Below are 21,195 nucleotides of genomic sequence, written 5' to 3'. Positions count from 1 at the left end.
CGGGCGTTCACGCCAGCGCCGCGGCAAGGGCGGCGGCGGCGCCATCGGCGAGGCGGTCGATGTCGTCCGCATCGACGATGTAGGGCGGCATGAAATACACCGTGTCGCCGATCGGGCGCAGCAGCACGCCTTGTTCGAGGGCGGCAGCGAAGAAGCGGCGGGCGAAGTCGGGTGGGGCGCCGGCGACGTCGAAGGCCGCGATCATTCCGCACTGGCGCAGGTGGCGCACCGCGCGGTGGTCGGCGAAGCGCGCGCGCACGGCGTCGCCGAGCAGGCGGGCGCGGCTGCGGTTGGCTTCGATCACGCCGTCGGCGGTGAAGATGTCGAGGGTGGCGAGCGCCGCGCGGCAGGCCAGCGGGTTGCCGGTGTAGGAATGGGAATGGAGGAAGGCGCGCGCCGTGTGCTCGTCGTAGAAGGCCTGGTAGATGTCATCCGAGCTCAGCACCAGCGACAGCGGCAGATAGCCGCCGGAGATGCCTTTCGACAGGCACAGGAAGTCGGGCCAGCCGCCCGCCGTGCCGGCGCCGGGTGCGGCGGCCTGCTCCCAGGCGAAGAAGGTGCCGGTGCGCCCGCAGCCGACGGCGATCTCGTCGGCGATCAGGTGCACCCGGTAGCGGTCGCACAGTGCGCGCGCCAGGCGCAGGTACTCGGCGTCGTACATCACCATCCCGGCGGCGCCCTGCACCAGGGGTTCGACGATCAGCGCCGCGGTCTCGGCGTGGTGGGCGTCGAGATGGGCTTCGAGCGCCGCCGCCGCGCGCCGCGCCACCTCGGCGGCCGGTTCGCCGTCCGCGGCGAGGCGGGCGTCGGGGCAGGGCACGGTGCCGCCGCCGCGCACCAGCGCCGCGTAGGCGTCGCGGAACAGGGCGACGTCGGTGACCGCGAGCGCGCCGACGGTCTCGCCGTGGTAGCTGCCGGCCAGGCTGAGGAAACGGTTCTTGCCCGCCTCACCGTGGTTGCGCCAGTAGTGCACGCTCATCTTCAGCGCGATCTCGGTGGCCGAGGCGCCGTCCGAGGCGTAGAAGGCATGGCCCAGGCGGTGGCCGGTGAGGGCGGCAAGGCGTTCGGACAGCTCGACCACCGGCGGATGGGTGAAGCCGGCGAGCATCACATGCTCCAGGGTGTCGAGCTGGTCCTTGAGCGCGGCGTTGATGCGCGGGTTGCAGTGCCCGAACAGGTTCACCCACCACGAGCTGATGCCGTCGAGCAGGCGGCGGCCGTCGGCATCGATCAGCCACGCACCTTCGCCGCCGACGATCGGCACCAGGGGCAGGGCCTCGTGGTGCTTCATCTGCGTGCACGGGTGCCAGACGGCGGCGAGCGAGCGGGCCAGCAGATCGTCGGAGCGGAGCATGAGGGGAAAAGCGCGATGCCGGGAACGAGGGGCATCCATGTTGGGCAATCGGGGAAAAGGTGTCAAATCGGACCATCCGCAGCGGACACCGCGCATCCGGCCCGGGAATCGCTGCCGGGCCTTGCCGGGCGGGGCTGGAACGTTTCGCCGCTGTGCGGTCCAATCGGGCCACCGCTCCGCCGCACCCTTTGAGGCCCATGACCGAACCGAACGTCCGCATCGCCGGCAGCGCCGCCGGGATTCCTGCCGAGGCCTGGGGCGAGCTCGCCGCGCCCGGCGACCCGTTCCTGAATGCCGACTTCCTGCGCATCCTCGAAGCCAGCGGCGTGGTCGCCCCGGAGACGGGCTGGCAGCCGCTCCACCTGCTTGCGACCGAGGACAACCGGGTCGTCGGCCTGCTGCCGCTGTACCTGAAATCGCATTCGCACGGCGACTTCATCTACGACTGGAGCTGGCGTCCGGTATGGGAGAGCTTCGGGCGGGACTACTACCCGCGCCTGATCTCCGGGGTGCCATACACGCCGGTCGCGGGGCCGAGGCTGCTGGTTGCGCCGCGCAGTGCCGACGCCGGTGCGGTGCGCCGCGCGCTGATCCGCGCGGCGCAGGCGCTGGTTGCCGGGCAGGGCTGGTCGAGCTGGCACGTCGCCCTCGCCGCAGCGGACGATGTCGCCACCCTCGAAGCGGCCGGCCTGCTCGTGTCGCACGACGTGCAGTTCCACTGGGCGGATGCCGGCTTCGGCGATTTCGACGGTTTCCTCCAGTCCTTCTCCGCCGAGAAGCGCCGCAAGGTGCGCGCCGAGCGGCGGCGTGCGGCCCAGTCCGGGCTGCGCATCGAGGTGCGCCACGGCGGTGAGATCCGCGCCGACGAGTGGCCGGCGCTGCATGCGCTGTACCGGTCGACGTTCGAGCGCTTCGGCAACCACGCCGCGTTCAGCGCCGAATGCCTGGCGGCCCTGGCCGCGGCGCTGGACGAGCGGATGGTGGTGTTTACCGCCGCCGACGGCGAGGTTCCGGTCGCGCTGTCGCTGTGCTTTCGCAGCGCCGACACCCTGTTCGGCCGTTACTGGGGGGCGAGCCGCGCGGTCGACAGCCTGCACTTCGAGCTGTGCTTCTATCGCGGCATCGACTACTGCCTGCGCGAGGGGCTCGTGCGTTTCGAGCCCGGCGCCGGCGGCGAGCACAAGATCGCCCGCGGCTTCGTGCCGCAGCGGGTGCGCTCCGCGCACTGGATTCCGGACCCCGCGATCCGGCGCATCGTCGCCCCCCACCTCGCCCGCCAGGCGGCCGGCGTCGCCGCCTACCGCGACGATGCGGCACGCCATCTGCCGTTCCGCCGCGCCGGGTGAGCGCCGGGGCGTGCGCGCAGGGGGCCGTGCGCGATTCGCGTTAACATTACCGTCGTCCGCATTGCCGTCTTCCACATTGCCGCCGCCCGTATCCACTGCCCTTTCTCGCTGCCTTTCCCTTCGCCACGGAACCCATGATCCTCGTCCTCTCTCCCGCCAAGGCACTCGACTACCAGACCCCGCCGACGACGGCGTGCTTTACCCAGCCCGATTTCCTCGATGATGCCGCCGAACTGATCGAGGTGCTGCGCGAGCGCTCGCCGGCCCAGGTCGCCGAGCTGATGTCGCTCTCCGATGCGCTCGCCAGCCTCAACGTCGCCCGCTATGCGAGCTGGTCGCGCCCCTTCACCCCGGACAACGCCAAGCAGGCGGTGCTCGCCTTCAACGGCGATGTCTATGAAGGCCTCGATGCCGCCAGCCTGTCGGAGGCGGACCTGGCCTGGGCACAGGACCATCTGCGCATCCTCTCCGGGCTGTATGGCGTGCTCCGCCCGCTCGACCTGATGCAGGCCTACCGTCTGGAAATGGGGACGAAGCTTGCCACCGCCCGCGGCCGCAACCTGTACGCGTTCTGGGGCGAGCGCATCACCGCCGCGCTCGACCGCCTGCTCGCCGGCGAGGAAGCGGCCGGGCGCGAGCGCGTCCTGCTCAATCTCGCCTCCGACGAATACTTCAAGTCGGTGCAGCGCAAGAAACTCGCCGGCCGGATCGTGACCCCGGTGTTCGAGGACTGGAAGGGCGGGCGCTACAAGATCATCAGCTTCTACGCCAAGCGCGCGCGCGGCCTGATGAGCCGCTTCGTGATCCGCCAGCGCATCGACGAGGTCGAGGCGCTGAAAGGCTTCGCCAGCGAAGGCTACGCTTTCGCCGCCGCGGCGTCGGACGCCGACACCCTGGTGTTCCGCCGCCGCGAGGAATGAGGCCGATGAAGATCAGCTCATGCTTCGATTCCGGTGCGATCGAGGTCGTCCGCCTCGACGATCCACAGGACATCCACCTGCGCCTGCGCCAGGACAATGCCGCCGATTTCCGCCAGTGGTTCCATTTCCGCCTCTCCGGTGCCGCCGGCACGCCGCTGCGCATGGTGTTCGACAACGCCGCCGACGCCGCCTACCCGGACGGCTGGCCGGGCTATCGCTGCGTGGCCTCCTACGACCGCCGCCACTGGTTCCGCATCCCCACCACCCGCTACGAGGACGGCACGCTGATCGTCGAGCACACGCCCGAACGCGACAGCATCTACTACGCCTACTTCGAACCCTACTCGCATGAGCGCCATCTCGAGCTCCTCGGCCGGGTCGAGCACTCGCCCCATGCCTGCGTGCGCAACCTGGGGAATACGGTGGACGGGCGCGACCTCGACGTCGTCGTGGTCGGCCGCCCCGCCCCCGGGCGCGTGCCGGTGTGGATCATCGCCCGCCAGCATCCGGGCGAGACGATGGCCGAATGGTTCGCCGAGGGCCTGCTCGAGCGTCTGCTCGAGCGCGCCGACCCGGTAGCGCGGCGGGTGCGGGAGCAGGCCGTGCTCTACATCGTGCCCAACATGAACCCGGACGGCGCGGTGCGCGGCAACCTGCGCACCAACGCCGCGGGGCGCAACCTGAACCGCGAATGGCGTGCGCCCGACCCCGCCGCCAGCCCGGAAGTGTTCGCCGTGCGCGCGGAAATGGAGCGCACCGGCTGCGTGTTGTTCCTCGACATCCACGGCGATGAGGCGCTGCCCTACGTATTCTTTTCCACCGCGGAGGAAGTCCCCGGTTTTTCCGCCGCGATGGCGGCCGCCCAGGCCCGCTTCGTCGAAGCCTTCGCCGCCGCGAGTCCCGACTTCCAGACCCTCGAAGGCTACCGGCCGGGACGCTTCGGCGATGAACTGCTGAGCCTGGCGAGCAAGTGGGTCGCACACCGCTTCGGCTGCGTGTCGCTGACGCTGGAAATGCCGTTCAAGGACAACGCGCTGCTGCCCGACGGCGAGGTCGGCTGGGACGGCGCGCGCAGCAAACGCCTGGGGGCGGCGATGCTCGTCCCGATCCTCCACCACCTGGCCCCGCCCGCCCCGGCGCGGCCGGTCGTGGTGGGCGTCGACCCGGGATGACGGTTATTTCTTCTCTGTCGGTTTGGGCGCATGGCGTGCGGCGATCTCGGCGCGGATGCGCTCGATCTCCTGCGCCCGGGCCCGGGGCGTGCCCCACGGCGCGGGGGCGACGGGGCGGGCGGCGGTGTGTTGCGAGGCCGCGGCGGGGGCCTGGCGTTCGGCCTCGCGCCGGCGCATGGCCTCCTCCTGGGCTTGCAAGGCCTCGCGGGCCTGAAGGATACGTCCGGCCTTGAGCAGGGGCAGCTCCGCCACAGCGACCCCCGCGGCCTGGGCCAGCGCCTGGAGCGGGCGGTAGGCGTCCATGCGGACGAAGTCGCCGATCAAGGGCAGGTTGAGCGCGCCGAAGACCGGCTGCCAGGCTTCGCCGTCCCCTTCGCGTGTGTCGCGACGCACCAGCAGCTGCGGGTTGAGCTGGTACCAGCCTTGGGCGATGCGCCGGAACAGCTTGCGGTTGTAGGCGTAGTCGCGCGCGACCTCGTTGCGCGACAGCACGCTGGACAGATGCGCGCGCTTGTTGCGCTCCGGGCGCAGCACCGCGGCGGGCAGGTGCTGCCAGGCCTCGAGGATGTCGGCGGTCTCGAAGGCGGCCTTGTTCGGCTTGCGCAGCATCGTGGTGAAGCGGCTGCGGAACAGCGTCCACAGGGTGTGGAAGAGCAGGTATTCGGCGTGATGGCGGTCGAGGCGCACCAGGCGCTCGCCGGTGTTGACGTCGAAGGTGGACGGGGCGACGCGCTCGTACACGGCAGCGAAGGGCCCGCGCGCGTAGGCGGGGTCGCGGAAGGCCTCGCGCAGCGCCCAATGGAGCGCGTTCCAGCCGTAGTGATCGGCGGCCGAGAGGCTCGCGCCGCGCTCGAGCAGGGCGTCGACGAGGGCGACGTTGCCGGCGGCGGCGGCCGCCATCAGCGGCGTCTGGTTCATCGGCAGGCGATGCTCGACCCCGTGCTGGTCGCACTGGCGCAGGATGTCCTTGAAGTTGCGCTGAAAATAGCCCACCCAGCTCTTGCGCCCGAGGGTGGTGAGCTGCTGCGCGTACTTGGCCGCGGCGTCGAAGCGGGCGTCGTTGACGAGATGCAGCGCGAGCTCGGGCTCTTCAAAACACACGGCATATTCGTGGAGCTGCTGCTTGTGCTTGCCGCCGGGCGCCTTGTCGACGAAGGTCTTCTGCAGCAGTTCGCGCAGGCGCGCCTCGTCCATCACCGGCCAGGGCACCGGCGTCTGGCGCAGGATGTCGCGGCGGATGGCGTCGGCCTGCTCCTGCTTGCCCTGCAGCTCGAGCTTGCGCGCTTCCTTCTGCCAGTCTTCCAGCGACGACTTGACCGCATCGACCTTGGGCGCGGCGCCACTGGCGAGCGCCAGCAGGCCGAACAGGGGGTGTGCGGTATCCGACTCGACCAGATAGAGGTTGCGGGTGGCGCGGGTCAGTGCCACGTAGAGGGCATTCACGAAGAACTTGTAGACCTCCAGCGACTTGTCGTCCTTGTCGCGGGCGCGGCGGTACTCGAGGGTGTCGGCGGCGAGATCGGAACGGTCGACGCCGGCGGCGATGTCGTCGAACTCGCGCCGGTTGTCGGAGACGAAGCGGTAGAGCACGATGTTCTCGTACTCGAGGCCCTTGGCCTCGTGGATCGAGAACAGCAGCGGGGTGGCGAAGCGGGCGCGGGCGGCGGCCTTGTCCTCGTCGCGCATGACCAGCACGGCGAAGCGGGTCGATTGGCGGCTGCTGCGGTCGAGCTCGCGCACCGCGGCGTCCTTGTCCGCCACCAGCGCGACCTTGCCAGCCTCACCGCCGACCGCGTCGACGAGGAAGTTGCTCTCGCGGTCGATCGAGCCGAAGCGCCGGTGCTTGATCTTGAGCAGGGTGTTGGCGACCCGCGTCGCCTCGCGGCCGTTGCGGAAGTTGGCGGTGAGGACCGCAAGCTCCTGGCTGCGGGCGCGCTCGGCGTCGCGCCAGAACAGCGTTTTGACCTGGCTCCAGGAGAAGAAGTTGGGATGGACGATCTGGTTCGAATCACCGCACAGCAGGAAATGGCCCGGCTTCTTCAGCGTGGCGAGCACCAGCGCGAGCTGGGCCGGGGTGAGGTCCTGGACCTCGTCCACGACGACGAAGTCGTAGCGCGGCGCGGCCAGCGTGCGGCTGGCGTGGGCGACGAGGTTCAGATCGTAGAGGCCGGCCTCGCCGAGCCAGGCACGGTATTTTTCGAACAGGTCGTAGAGCCGTCCGCGCTCGCCGGCGGGAAAGATCGACTGGCGCACGCCGAGCGTGAGGTACTCGTCGCGCCCGAGCACGCCGCTCGCCGCCGCGGTGATGACGCCGCGGATCTCCTCGAACACCTGGTGGGCATCGAGGTCGCGAAAGGCCTGCCGCATGCGCGCGAACCAGGCGGCGAAGTCGCGCCAGCGGGCCTCGCGCCCGCCCGGGACGTGGATCGACTCGACGAACTCGCGGTACGACAGGAACACCGCATCCTGCCCCGGATGCTCGAAGCCGTGGGCGTAGTAGAGGTCGCGCGCGCTCTGCGCGAGATAGGCGGAGTGGGTGACATAGAGCACCTCGCCTTCGGTATGCTTGAGCTTTTCCAGCGTGAGTGCGGTCTTGCCGCTGCCTGCGCTGCCGACCACGATCAGCGGTGGCGGGCGGCGATAGACGGCTTCCTGAGCGTCGTCGAAGGACAGGGGCTTGTCGAGCAGATGGACGGTGCCGTGCCCGGGGTGCAGGTAGCGGATTGGCGGTGCCGTGCGCACGGCGGCGAGCTCGGCCTCGGCGAGCGCGTCCTCGCCCTCGTCGAGCTGATCGAGGTCGATGGCGGCGCCACGCAGGAAGCGCGACTTGTCATAGGCGTGGTGGGCGATCACCTCCAGCATCAGGGCGCAGACTTCGTCGCCGTGGCGCAGCAGGGTGAACAGCAGGCGGTCGGCATCGTTCAGGCGTGCGCGGTAGTAGGCACCATGCGCGGAACCGTGTCGCAGCTTCTTCACCTGGGCGGCGCGGAAATCACCCCTGGCGATGGCGGCGCAGACCTTGTCGTAGGCGGTGCGGACGCGGCTGGTGTCGAGTCCGGAGTAGGTGAGAATTCTCATCGGTGTCGGAGGGGCGTGGGGAGGCGCAAGTATAGGCCGATACGCATACCGGTTCGACGGGCGGACCTTGGGCCGCCGTGCCCCTGATGGCGTTCATCAAACGGGGACAAGCTCACATCCATCCAACCCACATCATTTCAGGCTCGATGCGTTGAATCAGGATGTGGCCAAACGTTCGCCGATTGACAGGGTAAGGAATAATCCTTACTTTAGGGCGTCACCATAGAGAAGAGGAGCCTGGTCATGTCCAGCATCCACGAACTCGCCACGCTCACGTCGAAGGGACAGATCACCCTGCCCAAGTCGATCCGGCAGGCGCTGGGGGTTGATACCGGCGGCAAGGTGGCATTCGAACTGCGCGGCGGCGAAGTCGTCGTCACGCGCGCCGAGAGCGCGCATGAAGACCCGGCAATCGGTGCGCTCCTTGGGCTGTTGGAAGCCGACATCCGCGCCGGAAGGCACCTGCAGTCCTTGCCGGACGATCTCGCCCGCGCGATGTTGGCCAATGCCGGCCATGCCGTGAACCTTGATGAAGAGATCGACGGCGACGTGGCGCTCTGATGGAGCGCCACGGCTGGACACTGCTGTTCCACGAAGGGGTGGCCGGGCAGCTGCGCAAACTGCACGCGGCGGCGCAGCGAGCGGAGCGGAATGACCCACAGGGGGGCGCTGGCAACGCCAACGTCAAGTTGTTCCGCGCGCTGAGCCAGTTGATCATCGATGCCGTGCCGAGCGATCCGGCGCGCGACGAGTTCCGTCAGGGCAACACCTTGGGTCCTGCCTATCGGCACTGGCGGCGCGCGAAGATCGGACGGCGGTTCCGTCTGTTCTTCCGCTATGACTCGAAGGCCAAGGTGATCGTCTACGCCTGGGTGAACGATGAGCAGACCCTGCGATCGGCGGGTAGCAAGTCCGACCCGCATGCGGTCTTCGAGAAGATGCTGGGGCGGGGCAATCCACCCGACGACTGGAACGCGTTGATCGCTGCCAGCGAGCAGGATTGGATGCAGAGGTAGCCTCTCTGCCTGGCGATGACCCGTCCGGAGCGCAGGCAACTTCGCGCCCGGGCAGAAGGGTGGGCCGGCGTTAAAGTGGCGCTTCCCCCTGACCGGGTTTGGCCATCGCAATACCGAATCCGGTGATCACCCTCCGCTGCCGTTGCGGATTCTTGCGAGGATGGCGGCGGCGCAGGCCACGCCCGAGCGCACCGCCGACTCCAGTGTTGCCGGGTAGTCCGAGTCGATGTAGTCGCCGGCCAGCCACAGCCCGGGCAGCGGAGTGCGGATGGCGGGGCGGATGATGCCCGGGCGGCAGGCGAGGGTGGCGCGCTTTTCGATGATGAGCTGCGACCATTCGGGCGCCGGCAGGCGGCGGCCGAGCTGGCGCTCGAGCTGGGCATGGGCGGCGAGGATCAGTTCGTCGCGGGGCAGCGCCTCGTGCGCGCCGTGGGCGCTGATGACGCAGGCGATGAGCCCTTCGGGGCCGCCGAGCTGGCCGCGGTCGAAGGCCCATTGCGCCGGTTCGGCGGCGGTGCCGCCGACCAGGCCGATCATCGGTTCGGGCAGGCGCTGTCCCTTGCCCAGGGCGAGATAGACGGTGACGATCGGCTCGTGCGGGAGGGCGTCGATCTGTGCGGCGAGGCGGTCGCAGGCGCCGGTGGAGGCGAGCAGGGCGCCGGCGTGGTAGGGCGCGGTGGCGAGCACGACCTGGGGCCAGGGCTGGCCGCCGGGGTCGCCGTCGAGGCGGAATCCGCCTTCGACCGGGCGGATCGCCTCGATCGCGTTGCCGGTGCGCAGCCGGCCGCGCCGGGTGGCGAGGTAACGCGCCGCCGGCACCGGAAACAACTCGGACAGATCGGTGCGCGGAAGCAGCAGCTCGCTTGCCGCCGCGCCGGCGGCGAGACTGTCGCGCAGCACGTTGGCGAAGACCTGGGCGTCGGCTTCGGCGACCGGCGTGTTCAGCGCCGCCACGCACAAGGGCTCCCACACCAGGGTATCGAGCAGCGGTGTCTGCCGGGTTTCGCGCAGCAGGCCGGCGACGGTCATGCCCGGCGGCACGCGAAAGGCGTGGCGCTTGAGCCAGTGCATCAGGCGCAGCATCGCCAGCCGGTCGGCCCAGCTCAGCCCTTTCGCCCGCAGCAGGCCGACCGCCAGGTGCAGCGGGGCAGGCAGCGCCGCCGCCTGCAGGCGCAGGCGGCCGGGCACGTGCAGGGTCAGCGGCAGGTGGGCGAGCTGCTTCGGCGACACCCCGCACAGGCGCAGCAGGCGGGTGAGCTCGGAGTAGGCGCCGAGCAGGATGTGCTGGCCGTTGTCGACCCGCCAGTGGTGGTCCTTGTGCACCACGCGCGCGCGCCCGCCGAGGGTGTGCGAGCGCTCGAACACCGTCACCTGCACGCCGGCGCGCGCCAGTTCCACCGCGCACGCCAGCCCGGCGTAGCCGGCGCCGATGACGGCGACCGCGGGCATCGGCCTCAGCCCTTGAACCAGGTGGTGCCGGCCAGCCACACCTTGCGTAGCGGCGTCAGCGAAGTGCGGCGATCGAGGACCTGGAAGCCGTCGGCGGCGATCTCGCGCAGCAGGGTGCGGTAGATCGCCGCCATCACCAGCCCGGGGCGCTGGGCCTTGCGGTCGATTTTGGGCAGCTGGGCGAAGGCCTGATCGTAGAAATGCTCGGCGCGCCCGGCCTGGAATGCCATCAGCTCACGGAAGGCGTCCGAGTGGCGGGCCTCGAGCAGATCCTTCGCCGGCACACCGAAGCGCTGCAGATCCTCGACCGGCAGGTAGATGCGGCCGCGGCGGGCGTCCTCGCCGACGTCGCGGATGATGTTGGTGAGCTGGAAGGCCATGCCGAGATCGTGGGCGTACTTCAGCGTCCGGCGGTCCTGGTAGCCGAAGATTTCCGCCGCGAGCAGGCCGACCACGCTCGCCACCCGGTAGCAGTAGAGCTGCAGGGCCTTGAAGTCGGCATAGCGCGTCTGCGTCAGGTCCATCGCCATGCCGTCGATGATCTCGAGCAGCTGCTCGCGCGGCAGCTGGAAGCGGCCGAGCACGTCCTGCAGTGCCTGGCCGACCGGATGGGTGGGGGTGCCGGCGTAGATGCGGTCGACTTCCTGCCGCCACCACTCGAGCGTGCTCTGCGCGAGTGCGGGGTCGTGGCATTCGTCGACGACGTCGTCGACCTCGCGGCAGAAGGCGTACAGGGCGGTGATCGCCCGGCGCCGCTCGGCGGGCAGGAACATGAAGCTGTAGTAGAAGCTGGAGCCGCTCTGGGCGGCCTTGTCCTGGCAGTAGTCGTGCGGGTTCATGTGAGTCGTCCGTAATGGAGGGCACGCCAGCCCAGCCGCGGCCAGTCGCCGGCCCCCAGCTTCGGGCGCCGCCGGAAAACGTCGTAATCAACCGCCTCGATGCGTTCGAGGATGCGCAGCCCGCCCACCACCACCAGGCGCAGCTCCCAGCCGATGCGCCCGGGCAGTCCGCCCGCGAGCGCGGCGCCGTCGAGCATCATCGTGCGTGCGCGGTGCACTTCGAAGGCCATCAGCGCCCGCCAGTCCCTGTCCGCGCGCGATCGGGCGGCGGGCGCCCGGCGGGCGTCATGCGCCAGCTCCGCGAGGCGGGCTTCGTCGACCCCGAAGCGCGCCATGTCGTCCTGCGGCAGGTAGATCCGGCCTTTGGCGAGGTCGATGGCGACGTCCTGGCAGAAGTTGATCAGCTGCAGGCTGGTGCAGATCGCATCCGAGTGGCGCAGCTTGTCCGGCGTGGCTTCGCCGTACAGGCACAGCATCAGGCGGCCGACCGGGTTGGCCGAGCGCCGGCAGTAGTCGAGCAGCTCGTCGAAGTCGCGGTAGCGGGTTTTGCCGACATCCTGGGAAAAGGCGTCGAGAAGGTGGCGAAAGTGCTGCAGCGGCAGCTTGTGAGCGCGGATCGCGCGCCCCAGGCGCTCGAACATCGGCGCCAGCGCGGCGTCCTTCACCGCGATGCCGTGAGCGCAGGCTTCGAGCGCGAGGCGGTAGTCGTGCAGCCGCGCCAGGCGCGCCACGCCGGGCGCGTCGCCTTCGTCGGCGATGTCGTCGGCGCTGCGCGCGAAGGCATAGATCGCCTCCACCGGCTCGCGCAAGCGGGCCGGCAGCAACAGGGAGGCGACGGGGAAGTTCTCGTAGTGCTCGACCGGCATCGGGTGGAAGGGGGAAGGCTCACCGCAGGCCGGTGAAGAACGGATGAGGAGGAGGGGGAGACAAGGCCGCGGAGTATACCGTACCGCATGAGCCGCACCGCACGCCTGCGGCCCGGCCGGCGTTCAGGTGCCCCCCTCGCCGGGGCGGCGATCCGACTCGCTTCAGCGCAGTGTTTTCGCCTTGCGCGCGGCGTACCACAGGCTCGCGGCCACCGCACACGCGAGGATCGTGGCGACCACCGCGAGCGACACCGGCACCGGAATCTTCACCCACTCGACGATCAGCATCTTGGTGCCGATGAAGACCAGGATTGCGGCGAGGCCGTACTTGAGCAGTTCGAAGCGGTCGCCGAGGTCGGCGAGGAGGAAGTACATCGCGCGCAGGCCGAGGATCGCGAACAGGTTCGAGGTCAGCACGATGAAGGGGTCGGTGGTGATCGCGAAGATCGCCGGGATGCTGTCGACGGCGAAGATCACGTCGGAGATCTCGACCAGCACCAGGGCGAGGAACAGCGGCGTCATCATCCGCACGCCGTCGCGCATCACGAAGAAGCGCTCGCCTTCGAGCTTCTCGGTGACCGGGTAATGGTTGCGGATCCAGCGGATGAAGGGGTTCTTCTCGAGATCGGGATCGTGCTCGGAAAACCACGCCATCTTGATCCCGGTGACGACGAGGAAAGCGCCGAAGAGGTAGAGGATCCAGTGGAACTCGGTGATCAGCCAGCTGCCGGCGAAGATCATGATCGTGCGCAGCGCGATCGCGCCGACGATGCCGTACAGCAGCACGCGGCGCTGCAACTCGAGCGGCACCGCGAAAAAGCTGAAGATCATCATCCAGACGAAGACGTTGTCCACCGCGAGCGACTTCTCGACCAGGTAGCCGGTGACGAAGGCGAGCGCCTTCTCGTTGGCGATGGTGCGTCCCAGCGTGTGGTCGAGATACCACCACAGCCCGCCGGCGAACAGCAGCGAGACCGTCACCCAGGCGAGCGACCAGCCCGCCGCTTCCTTCAACGACACCCGGTGCTGCCTGCCGCCGCCGAAGGCAAACAGATCCACCAGCAGCATCGTCACCACGATGGCGGCAAAGGCCGCCCACATCCACCACGTTCCGATCGATTCCATTGCGTGCTCCGCTCAAAACAAAAGGGCCTGTTCCCGAAGGACACAGACCCTTGCATCTGGCTTGCGTGCACGGACCTTGCCCTTGGGCAAGGTCTCGCTTGCAACGAAATCGTTGCCTGCAGCACCGGGCGATTGTCTGGCGACAATCCTGCCGTGATGACGACGCTGCAGCGTGAAAAGCTACTCCCCTTGATGGAGCGCGAGTGTAGGTTGCGCCTCGGCAAAGTCAAGAGCTGCGGCTGGCCGGGCTTGTCCCCGATGTCGACATTCCGGCCTCCATCCTGTACCTGCGGCGATGATTCTGCTGGAATGGCAGCGTCCGCACCCAGACGAGGATCGACGCATGCTCCAGCTCACCGACCTTGCCCGCACGCTCCCCGGGCCGCCACCGCGGGTGCTGTTCGAGCGCCTGTCGCTGGCGGTCGCCGACGGTGAATGTGTGGCGGTCGTCGGCGAGTCGGGCTCGGGGAAGTCCACGCTGCTCAACTGCATCGCCGGGCTGGAGCCGGTCGATGGCGGCGAGATCCGGGTCGATGGGGAGCGCATCGACCACCTCGACGACGATGCGATGACCCGCCTGCGGCGCAGCCACTATGGCTTCGTGTTCCAGGCGTTCCACATCCTGCCGCACCTGAGCCTGATGCAGAACGTCGCCCTGCCGCTGTGGCTGCTGCAGGTGCCGGATGCGCAGGCCGAAGCGCAGGCGCGCGCGATGCTCGCGCGCGTCGGCCTCGGCGCGCGCGCCGGTGACGTGCCGCAGCAGCTGTCGGGGGGCGAGCTGCAGCGGGTGGCGATCGCCCGCGCCCTGGTGCATCGGCCGAAGCTGGTGCTGGCCGACGAACCCACCGGCAACCTCGACCCCGGGCGCGCGGCCGATGTGCTTGACCTGCTCCTTGGCCAGATCCGCGACAGCCGTGCCGCCGGCGTGCTGGTGACCCACTCGCGCCTGGCCGCCGCCCGCGCCGACCGGGTGCTGGAGCTGGGGCCGACGGGCCTGCGCGACATCACCGCATCGATCGCCGCATCGTGACCGGGATGGCACTCGCCCCCCGCCTGCAGCGCGTGTTCCTCGCCAGCCTGCTGCGCCGGCGGCTGGCGACCGCGCTGTCCTTGCTTGCGATCGCACTCGGGGTGGCCCTGGGACTGGCGGTGCAGCTCATTCACAGTGCGGCGCTGGACGAGTTCGGGCGTGGCATGCGGCTGCTCGCGGGCGAGGCCGATCTGCAACTGGTCGGCCCGCGCGAAGGTTTCGACGAGGCGATCTATCCGGTGCTGGCGCTGCGGGCCGAAGTCGCCGCCGCCAGCCCGGTGCTCGAAATCGAGGCCCGCCTGCCGGGGCGCAGCGACAACCTGCGGATCCTCGGCGTCGACCTGTTTCGCCTCGCCCGGGTGCAGCCCGGGTTGTTGCCACGAGCTGACGAAGAGCGCGACGCCGGGGCAGGGCGCCGCCTGGCCGCGCTCCAGCCCGATGCGCTGTTCCTCACCGACGAGGCATACACGCGGCTGTCGCAGGCCTTGCCCGCAGCGACCGGCGCGCTGCAGCCGCCGGCGATCGTCGACGGCCTCCTGCTCACCCAGTCCGGGCTGCGCCCGCTTCGCCTGCGACTGGCCGGCCGGGTGCCGGGCGCGGGCGGAGTGCTGGGGGTGATGGACATCGCCGGGGCGCAGCAGCACTTCGAGCGCATCGGCGTGCTCAGCCGCATCGACCTGACATTGGCCGCGGGAGTGACACCGCAGGCGGCGATCGGTTCGCTGTCGCCGCTGCTCCCGCCCGGGCTCGCACTGCGCGTGCCGGAAGCCGCGGCCGGCGAGGTCGGCACGCTGTCGCGCGCCTATCGGGTCAATCTGACCCTGCTCGCCGCGATCGCGCTGCTCACCGGCGGCTTCCTGGTGTTCTCCACCCAGCTGCTGTCGGTGGCCCGGCGGCGGCGCGAGTTTGCCCTGCTGCGCGCCCTCGGCCTGGAGCGGCGCCAGCTGATGCGCGGCCTGCTCGCCGAAGGCGTGGTGCTCGGACTGATCGGCGGCGGGCTCGGCGTCGCCCTCGGCCATGCCCTGGCGGCAGGCGCGTTCCGCCTGGTCGGCGGCGACCTGGGGGCAGGCTTCTTTCGCGGCCTGGCCCCCGAGTCGAGCTTCGATCCGGTGTTGAGCCTGGGCTATTTGCTGCTGGGGGTGCTCGCCGGGGCGGCCGGAACCTGGCTGCCGGCGCGCGAGGCCGGGCGCGTGGCGCCGGCGCGCGCGCTGCGTGCAGAGGAGAGCGTGCGCGCCGGCCTGGCGCCGGGCCGGGGGCACGGGGTCCGCGTCGCCGTGCTGGCGGCGCTGGGGGCGCTGGCCTGCCTGCTGCCGCCGGTCGGCGGCATTCCGCTGGGCGGCTATGGCGCGGTGGCCTTCGCCCTGGCGGCAGCGGTGACGGCCCTGCCGGCACTGGCCCGCGCCGTGCTGCCTTTGCTGGGGCGGGGGCGGGGCGCGCTGTGGCGCCTGGCCCATGCGCGCCTGAGCGCCTCTCCCGGCCAGGCGGTGGTGGCGGGCGCCGGGGTAGTGGCCAGCGTCGCGCTGGCGGTGTCGATGGCGATCATGGTCAGCTCCTTCCGGGTGTCGGTCGATGAATGGCTGACCCAGGTGCTGCCGGCCGACCTGTACGTGCGCGCGTCGTCCTCGGGCAGCAGCGGCTACCTCGATCCGCAGGTGCTGGCCCGGATCGGCTCGATCGCCGGCGTCGCCAGCGTCGATACCACCCGCCTGATCAATCTGCGCCTGTCCGAATCGGAGCCGCTGTTCAGCGTCCTCGCTCGTCCGGCCCGCGGCAACTGGGGGCTGCCGCTGGTCGCGGGGTCGCTGGATCCGCCCGCGGCCAGCGAGCTGCCGCCGGTGTGGGTTTCGGAAGCGGCGGCCGACCGTCATGCGCTGCGGCCCGGGGCGATCTTCGAGCTGCCGCTGGGCGGCCGCCTGCAGCGCTTCACCGTTGCCGGGATCTGGCGCGACTATGCCCGCCAGCATGGCGCGGCGCTGATCGACAGCCGTGATTACGCCGTCCTGACCGGCGACACCCGGGCCAACGACGCCGCGATCCGCCTCGATCCCGGCATCGATCCGCAAGCCGTTGCCGAGACCCTGCGCACCCTTTTCGGCGCCGGGCATCTCGCCATCGCCTTGCCCGGCGAGATCCGCGCGGTGAGCCTGCGGATCTTCGACCGCACCTTCCTGATCACCTACCTGATGGAAGCGGTGGCGGTGCTGATCGGCCTGTTCGGCATCGCCACCACCTTCGCCGCGCTCGCCACCACCCGCCAGGGCGAGTTCGGCATGCTGCGCCACCTCGGCCTGACGCGAACCGAGATCGGCCGCCTGATCGCTGCCGAAGGCGCACTGACTGCCGGCCTGGGCGTGCTCGCCGGGCTGATCGGCGGCGGGGCGATCGCCTGGGTGCTGGTCGAGGTCATCAACCGTCAGAGCTTTCACTGGAGCATGGAGCTGGCCGTGCCGTGGGCCGCGCTGGGGGTCTTCAGCGCGAGCCTGGTCGGGCTCGCCGCGGTCGTCGCCCGCCTTGCCGGGCGGCAGGCGATGCAGCGCTCGGCGGTGCTGGCGGTGAAGGCGGACTGGTGAGCGAGTCGCAAGGGTGATGGAGCGGAAAAAGTGATGAAGCGGTTATTGCGCATTCTGCCCGGCGCATCGAGCGTACTGCTCTGGATCGTGCTCTGGGCGCTGGCGCCGGGCGCGGCGCGCGCCGAAGCGGCGCAGGCAGCGCCTGCGGCGGCCTATCCAGCGGTCGTCCGTGGCGGTGCGCTGTCCTTTCCCCACGACTTCGGCGCCCATCCCGAGTACCGCACCGAATGGTGGTACATCACCGGCTGGCTGCGCGATGCCGCCGGGACCGAGCGCGGCTTTCAGCTCACTTTCTTCCGCGTGCGCACCCGCATCGGCGAGGACAACCCCAGCCGCTTCGCGCCGCGCCAGCTGATCCTCGCCCACGCCGCCGTCGCCGACCCGGCGAGCGGCCGCCTGCGCCATGCCGAACGGGCGGCACGCGCCTATCCCGGGCTGGTCGAAGCGCGCGAAGGACACACCGGGGTGCAGCTCGACGACTGGTTCCTGAGTGTCGCCGGCGCAGGGCAGGGGGTGGATGCAGCCGCTGCACGGAAGGGCGCTGCGATCGACCCGGGCGACGCTGCGGATGCGCCGCCCCCCGGCCAGCAGGCAGGGCCAGGCTGGCCGACCGTCTATCGCAGCCGGATCAGCGCCGAGGACTTCGCCTTCGAGCTCGAGTTCGCCGCGGCGCGGGCGCCGGTGGCAAACGGCGAGCACGGCTTCAGCCAGAAGGCCCCCGATCCGCGCAACGCCAGCTACTACTACAGCCGGCCGCAGCTCGCGGTCCGCGGCAGCCTGCGCCTGGACGGGGCGGCGTTCGCGGTGAGCGGCCATGCCTGGCTCGATCACGAGTGGTCGAGCGAGATCCTGCCCGCCGGCGCACGCGGCTGGGACTGGATCGGGATCAACCTGCACGATGGCGGCGCGCTGATGGCGTTCCAGATGCGCGACCACGCCGGTGGCGCACTGTGGCACGCCGGCACCGAGACCGGCGCCGGGGGCGAACGGCGTACCTTCGCCCCCGGCGCGCTGCGCTTCACCCCGCTGCGGCGCTGGCGCTCGCCGCGGACCGGGACCGAGTATCCGGTCGAGTGGGCGCTCGATCTGGACGACGGCCGCCGCCTGCTGCTGCGCCCGCTGATGGACGACCAGGAACTCGACAGCCAGGCGTCGACCGGAGCGATCTACTGGGAAGGCGCGGTGCGCCTGTACCAGGTCGAAGCGCAGGGCGTGGAGGTGGAGATCGGCGAAGGCTACCTGGAGATGACCGGCTACGCCGAGCGCCTGGGGATGTAGCGCTGGCCGTTGCTGGTGACAGCACCGATCCTGCCTGCATGACGTCCTTCATTCGCGGTGCGATAATCCCGCCCTTTCCAATCAGCGCAGGAGCAAGATCGTGATCCTCGTGACCGGTGGCGCCGGCTTCATCGGTGCAAATTTCGTGCTCGACTGGCTCGCCGGCGGCGGCGAGCCGGTGCTCAACCTCGACGCGCTGACCTATGCCGGCAACCTCGAGACCCTGGCGGGCGTGGAGGGTGATCCCGGGCATCGCTTCGTCCATGGTGACATCTGCGATCGCACGCTGCTCGAGCGCCTGTTCGCCGCGCACCGTCCCCGGGCAGTTGTGCATTTCGCCGCCGAAAGCCACGTCGACCGCTCGATCCACGGCCCGGCCGCGTTCGTCCGCACCAACGTCGAAGGTACGTTCACCCTGCTCGAAGCAACACGCGCCTACTGGTCCGCCTTGCCGCAAGACGAGCGCGAAACCTTCCGCTTCCTGCACGTGAGCACCGACGAGGTGTACGGCTCGCTCGGCCCGGACGACCCAGCGTTTACCGAGACCAAGACCTACGAGCCCAACAGCCCGTATTCGGCGAGCAAGGCCGCGAGCGATCACCTGGTGCGCGCCTGGCATCACACCTACGGCCTGCCGGTGCTGACCACCAACTGCTCGAACAACTACGGCCCCTTCCAGTTCCCGGAAAAGCTGATTCCGCTGATGATTGTCAACGCCCTCGCCGGCAAGCCGCTGCCGGTCTACGGCGACGGCCTCAACGTGCGCGACTGGCTGTACGTCGGCGACCACTGTAGCGCGATCCGCGCGGTGCTCGCGCGCGGCCGGGTGGGCGAGACCTACAACGTCGGCGGCTGGAACGAGATCGCCAACCTCGACATCGTCCACAGCCTGTGCACGCTGCTCGACGAGTTGCGCCCGGACGCCGCCGGCGGCTACGCGCGCCTGATCACCCACGTCACCGACCGCCCCGGACACGACCGCCGCTACGCCATCGATGCGCGCAAGATCGGGCGCGAGCTGGGCTGGAAACCGGCGCAGACCTTCGCCACCGGCATCCGCAAGACGGTGCAGTGGTATCTGGACAACCCGCGCTGGGTGGCCAACGTGCAAAGCGGCGCCTACCGTGACTGGGTGGCGCGCAACTACGCGGCGCGCGAGGCGCGGCAATGACGATCCTGCTGCTGGGGAAGAACGGCCAACTCGGCTGGGAACTGCAGCGTGCGCTGGCACCGCTCGGCGAGCTGATCGCGCTCGATCGCCACGGCGCCGTGGAGGAGGGGATGAGGCCGGGGGAGGGCGCTCGGCTGTGCGGCGATCTCACCGATCTCGACGGGCTCGCCGCCACCGTGGACCGGCTCGCGCCCGGCGTCATCGTCAACGCTGCGGCCTACACCGCGGTCGACAAGGCCGAAGCCGAGCCGGCGCTCGCGTACACGATCAACGCCGCCGCGGTCGACGTGCTCGCCCGGGCGGCGGCCCGTAACGATGCGCTGCTGGTGCATTACTCGACCGACTACGTGTTCGACGGCAGCGGCGAGCAGCCCTGGCAGGAAGATTCGCCCACCGCCCCGCTGTCGGTCTATGGCCGGACCAAGCTCGAAGGCGAGGAGGCGATCCGCGCCAGCGGCTGCCGCCGCCTGATCTTCCGCACTTCCTGGGTCCATGCTGCGCGCGGCGGCAACTTTGCCCGCACCATGCTGCGCCTGGCCGCCGAGCGCGAACGCCTGACCGTGATCGCCGACCAGATCGGCGCCCCCACCGGCGCCGAACTGATCGCCGATGTCAGCGCGCATGCAATCCGCGCCGTGCTGCGCAACCCCGTGCTCACCGGCACCTACCACCTGGCCGCCGGCGGCGAGACCAGCTGGCATGGCTACGCCGGGTTCGTCATCGAGCAGGCGCGCCGCCTTGGCGTCGCATTGAAAGTGGAAGAAATCGCGCCGATCGCCAGCGCCGACTATCCGGTCGCCGCCGCCCGGCCGCTCAACTCGCGGCTCGACACCCGGCACCTGCGCGCGGCGTTCGGACTGCACCTGCCGGACTGGCGGCAGGGCGTGGAAAGAATGCTGCGCGAAATTCTGGGCTGACCGGCCCGGAGATCGGAATTGCCTGCCGGAGAACGCTCCGGCGAAATCCAGGAGCCGCGGCAGGCAAGGTGCAGCCGTTCAGGGTGTGGTGCGGGGAAAGAGACTCGAACTCTCACGCCTTGCGGCGCTGGAACCTAAATCCAGTGCGTCTACCAATTCCGCCATCCCCGCATAGCTGGCCGATGCAAAAGCGGAGCGCATTATACACAGCCCGTGCACTCCGGTTGTCGGCCAGCGCTGCCGCTAGGGCGCGTCGTATGCGCCCCCAGAAAAGCGCGATAATGTGCATTATGTAAAGTTAGGCTTCGACGGCTGATTCGTCGGGCTCGAACTGCAATACACGCTGCATACGGTTTACGGCCACCTCGCACTGCGGACGCCTAAGCACCCGGCACACTGCATGTAGCTGGAAAGGACAGACACCCGCCGCAATCAGTCGTCGCGCAGCACGTCCATGGCATCGACCGCGCGCAGCAGCGAATGCGTCTCGAAATTCTCGGAGGACCGCTTGTCCCATTCTGCGTCGGTGATGCGGGCAGCCATCGGGCGCTCCGGTCAGGTGGTTGCGAGCGTCAGATGTCCGACCGGCTCGGACGCCGGCCGCACCTTGATCTCGATGTCATAGCCGAGGCGATTCAAGCAATCCATCAGCTTGCGCTCGGACAAGTTGGTGAAGTCGCCGCGCATCATGCCCGACACCTTCGGTTGCGGGATGCCCATGCGCTTGGCCGCCGCCTGTTGCGTCAGCCCGAGAGCACGCATCGCCTTCCTGATCTCGAGCACCAGGCCGGTCTTGATCTTCAGTTTCTCGGCGTCGGGAAGTCCAAGGTCGGCGAAGACGTTGCCCGAGCTGCGCTGAACCTCGACGCCTTCAATGATTCGTTTTTCCATCTCGTAGCTCCTGTGTCACGCCGACGCACGTCGGGCGGCAACGCCATCAGATCCTTGTAGCTGCTCGCGATCCATTCGAGCGGTCTTTCTTCGTTGACCATGGTGGTAATTTATACCTGTTCAGGTAAATCCACAAGCGCGGATGATTTAACAGGATGTTGATTTAATAGGTT

At 69.6% G+C, this 21,195-nt stretch carries 17 protein-coding genes and 1 tRNA gene; 10 read left to right on the top strand and 8 right to left on the bottom strand.

Going from position 1 to position 21,195, the window contains the following annotated elements:
* Positions 1-7: 7 nt before the first annotated feature.
* Positions 8-1,354: an adenosylmethionine--8-amino-7-oxononanoate transaminase gene (locus Tchl_RS13830; RefSeq protein WP_075148919.1), complete on the bottom strand. Its 1,347-nt coding sequence runs from the start codon at positions 1,352-1,354 to the stop codon at positions 8-10.
* Positions 1,355-1,551: 197 nt separating this feature from the next.
* Here Tchl_RS13830 and Tchl_RS13825 point away from each other — a divergent pair, with 197 nt between their 5' ends.
* From Tchl_RS13825 to Tchl_RS13815, 3 genes are all read left to right on the top strand, one after another.
* Positions 1,552-2,700, top strand: coding sequence for a GNAT family N-acetyltransferase (locus Tchl_RS13825; protein ID WP_075148918.1), 1,149 nt, complete (start codon positions 1,552-1,554; stop codon positions 2,698-2,700).
* A gap of 134 nt (positions 2,701-2,834) precedes the next feature.
* The gene (yaaA, locus tag Tchl_RS13820) at positions 2,835-3,620 is read left to right on the top strand and encodes a peroxide stress protein YaaA (RefSeq protein WP_075148917.1); all 786 of its coding nucleotides are present in this window, start codon (positions 2,835-2,837) and stop codon (positions 3,618-3,620) included.
* A gap of 5 nt (positions 3,621-3,625) precedes the next feature.
* Complete coding sequence (locus Tchl_RS13815; RefSeq protein ID WP_075148916.1) at positions 3,626-4,792, top strand: M14 family metallopeptidase; 1,167 nt, start codon at positions 3,626-3,628, stop codon at positions 4,790-4,792.
* Positions 4,793-4,795: 3 nt separating this feature from the next.
* On the opposite strand, the gene Tchl_RS13810 is transcribed toward Tchl_RS13815, so the two are convergent.
* Positions 4,796-7,870, bottom strand: coding sequence for an ankyrin repeat domain-containing protein (locus Tchl_RS13810; protein WP_075148915.1), 3,075 nt, complete (start codon positions 7,868-7,870; stop codon positions 4,796-4,798).
* A gap of 243 nt (positions 7,871-8,113) precedes the next feature.
* Here Tchl_RS13810 and Tchl_RS13805 point away from each other — a divergent pair, with 243 nt between their 5' ends.
* Positions 8,114-8,431 (top strand): type II toxin-antitoxin system PrlF family antitoxin, encoded by a 318-nt coding sequence (locus tag Tchl_RS13805; protein WP_075148914.1) that lies wholly within the window; start codon positions 8,114-8,116, stop codon positions 8,429-8,431.
* Positions 8,431-8,886: a type II toxin-antitoxin system YhaV family toxin gene (locus Tchl_RS13800; protein ID WP_075148913.1), complete on the top strand. Its 456-nt coding sequence runs from the start codon at positions 8,431-8,433 to the stop codon at positions 8,884-8,886. Before Tchl_RS13805 ends, Tchl_RS13800 begins: the two co-directional genes overlap by 1 nt.
* Positions 8,887-9,012: 126 nt before the next feature.
* On the opposite strand, the gene hpnE is transcribed toward Tchl_RS13800, so the two are convergent.
* The 4 genes from hpnE to Tchl_RS13780 form a co-directional block, all read right to left on the bottom strand.
* A complete protein-coding gene (hpnE, locus tag Tchl_RS13795) occupies positions 9,013-10,335 on the bottom strand; it encodes a hydroxysqualene dehydroxylase HpnE (protein ID WP_075148912.1) in 1,323 nt (440 codons plus the stop codon).
* Positions 10,336-10,340: 5 nt separating this feature from the next.
* On the bottom strand, positions 10,341-11,174 hold the full coding sequence (hpnD, locus tag Tchl_RS13790) for a presqualene diphosphate synthase HpnD (protein WP_075148911.1): 834 nt from the start codon (positions 11,172-11,174) through the stop codon (positions 10,341-10,343).
* Positions 11,171-12,040, bottom strand: coding sequence for a squalene synthase HpnC (gene hpnC, locus Tchl_RS13785; RefSeq protein ID WP_075148910.1), 870 nt, complete (start codon positions 12,038-12,040; stop codon positions 11,171-11,173). Before hpnC ends, hpnD begins: the two co-directional genes overlap by 4 nt.
* Before the next feature lie 162 nt (positions 12,041-12,202).
* The gene (locus tag Tchl_RS13780; protein WP_075148909.1) at positions 12,203-13,165 is read right to left on the bottom strand and encodes a TerC family protein; all 963 of its coding nucleotides are present in this window, start codon (positions 13,163-13,165) and stop codon (positions 12,203-12,205) included.
* A 343-nt stretch (positions 13,166-13,508) separates the two neighbouring features.
* On the opposite strand from Tchl_RS13780, the gene Tchl_RS13775 reads away from it, so the two are divergent.
* From Tchl_RS13775 to rfbD, 5 genes are all read left to right on the top strand, one after another.
* Positions 13,509-14,195, top strand: a complete 687-nt coding sequence (locus tag Tchl_RS13775) for an ABC transporter ATP-binding protein (RefSeq protein WP_075148908.1) — start codon at positions 13,509-13,511, stop codon at positions 14,193-14,195.
* Between the two features lie 5 nt (positions 14,196-14,200).
* Positions 14,201-16,765, top strand: a complete 2,565-nt coding sequence (locus tag Tchl_RS13770; protein WP_075148907.1) for an ABC transporter permease — start codon at positions 14,201-14,203, stop codon at positions 16,763-16,765.
* Positions 16,766-16,798: 33 nt separating this feature from the next.
* Positions 16,799-18,043 (top strand): lipocalin-like domain-containing protein, encoded by a 1,245-nt coding sequence (locus Tchl_RS13765; protein WP_075148906.1) that lies wholly within the window; start codon positions 16,799-16,801, stop codon positions 18,041-18,043.
* A gap of 100 nt (positions 18,044-18,143) precedes the next feature.
* Positions 18,144-19,214 (top strand): dTDP-glucose 4,6-dehydratase, encoded by a 1,071-nt coding sequence (rfbB, locus tag Tchl_RS13760; protein ID WP_075148905.1) that lies wholly within the window; start codon positions 18,144-18,146, stop codon positions 19,212-19,214.
* Entirely contained in the window at positions 19,211-20,131 is a 921-nt protein-coding gene (gene rfbD, locus Tchl_RS13755; RefSeq protein WP_075148904.1) for a dTDP-4-dehydrorhamnose reductase, read from the top strand. Before rfbB ends, rfbD begins: the two co-directional genes overlap by 4 nt.
* Positions 20,132-20,217: 86 nt before the next feature.
* Here the strand turns inward: rfbD and Tchl_RS13750 are convergent.
* A tRNA-Leu gene (locus Tchl_RS13750) sits at positions 20,218-20,302 on the bottom strand.
* A 384-nt stretch (positions 20,303-20,686) separates the two neighbouring features.
* Complete coding sequence (locus Tchl_RS13740; protein WP_075148903.1) at positions 20,687-21,022, bottom strand: helix-turn-helix domain-containing protein; 336 nt, start codon at positions 21,020-21,022, stop codon at positions 20,687-20,689.
* Between the last annotated feature and the right edge of the window lie 173 nt (positions 21,023-21,195).

Origin of the sequence: Thauera chlorobenzoica (assembly GCF_001922305.1) — a bacterium.
In the GTDB taxonomy this organism is placed as follows: domain Bacteria; phylum Pseudomonadota; class Gammaproteobacteria; order Burkholderiales; family Rhodocyclaceae; genus Thauera; species Thauera chlorobenzoica.
The sequence above is the reverse complement of the archived record's forward strand: the minus strand, read 5'-3'. Positions and strand labels throughout refer to the sequence as shown.

Coding starts and splice junctions, on each gene's coding strand:
- Tchl_RS13830 (WP_075148919.1), bottom strand. CDS start 1,354: ATGCTCCGCTCCGACGATCTGCTGGCCCGCTCGCTCGCCGCCGTCTGG.
- Tchl_RS13825 (WP_075148918.1), top strand. CDS start 1,552: ATGACCGAACCGAACGTCCGCATCGCCGGCAGCGCCGCCGGGATTCCT.
- yaaA (WP_075148917.1), top strand. CDS start 2,835: ATGATCCTCGTCCTCTCTCCCGCCAAGGCACTCGACTACCAGACCCCG.
- Tchl_RS13815 (WP_075148916.1), top strand. CDS start 3,626: ATGAAGATCAGCTCATGCTTCGATTCCGGTGCGATCGAGGTCGTCCGC.
- Tchl_RS13810 (WP_075148915.1), bottom strand. CDS start 7,870: ATGAGAATTCTCACCTACTCCGGACTCGACACCAGCCGCGTCCGCACC.
- Tchl_RS13805 (WP_075148914.1), top strand. CDS start 8,114: ATGTCCAGCATCCACGAACTCGCCACGCTCACGTCGAAGGGACAGATC.
- Tchl_RS13800 (WP_075148913.1), top strand. CDS start 8,431: ATGGAGCGCCACGGCTGGACACTGCTGTTCCACGAAGGGGTGGCCGGG.
- hpnE (WP_075148912.1), bottom strand. CDS start 10,335: ATGCCCGCGGTCGCCGTCATCGGCGCCGGCTACGCCGGGCTGGCGTGC.
- hpnD (WP_075148911.1), bottom strand. CDS start 11,174: ATGAACCCGCACGACTACTGCCAGGACAAGGCCGCCCAGAGCGGCTCC.
- hpnC (WP_075148910.1), bottom strand. CDS start 12,040: ATGCCGGTCGAGCACTACGAGAACTTCCCCGTCGCCTCCCTGTTGCTG.
- Tchl_RS13780 (WP_075148909.1), bottom strand. CDS start 13,165: ATGGAATCGATCGGAACGTGGTGGATGTGGGCGGCCTTTGCCGCCATC.
- Tchl_RS13775 (WP_075148908.1), top strand. CDS start 13,509: ATGCTCCAGCTCACCGACCTTGCCCGCACGCTCCCCGGGCCGCCACCG.
- Tchl_RS13770 (WP_075148907.1), top strand. CDS start 14,201: ATGGCACTCGCCCCCCGCCTGCAGCGCGTGTTCCTCGCCAGCCTGCTG.
- Tchl_RS13765 (WP_075148906.1), top strand. CDS start 16,799: ATGAAGCGGTTATTGCGCATTCTGCCCGGCGCATCGAGCGTACTGCTC.
- rfbD (WP_075148904.1), top strand. CDS start 19,211: ATGACGATCCTGCTGCTGGGGAAGAACGGCCAACTCGGCTGGGAACTG.
- Tchl_RS13740 (WP_075148903.1), bottom strand. CDS start 21,022: ATGGAAAAACGAATCATTGAAGGCGTCGAGGTTCAGCGCAGCTCGGGC.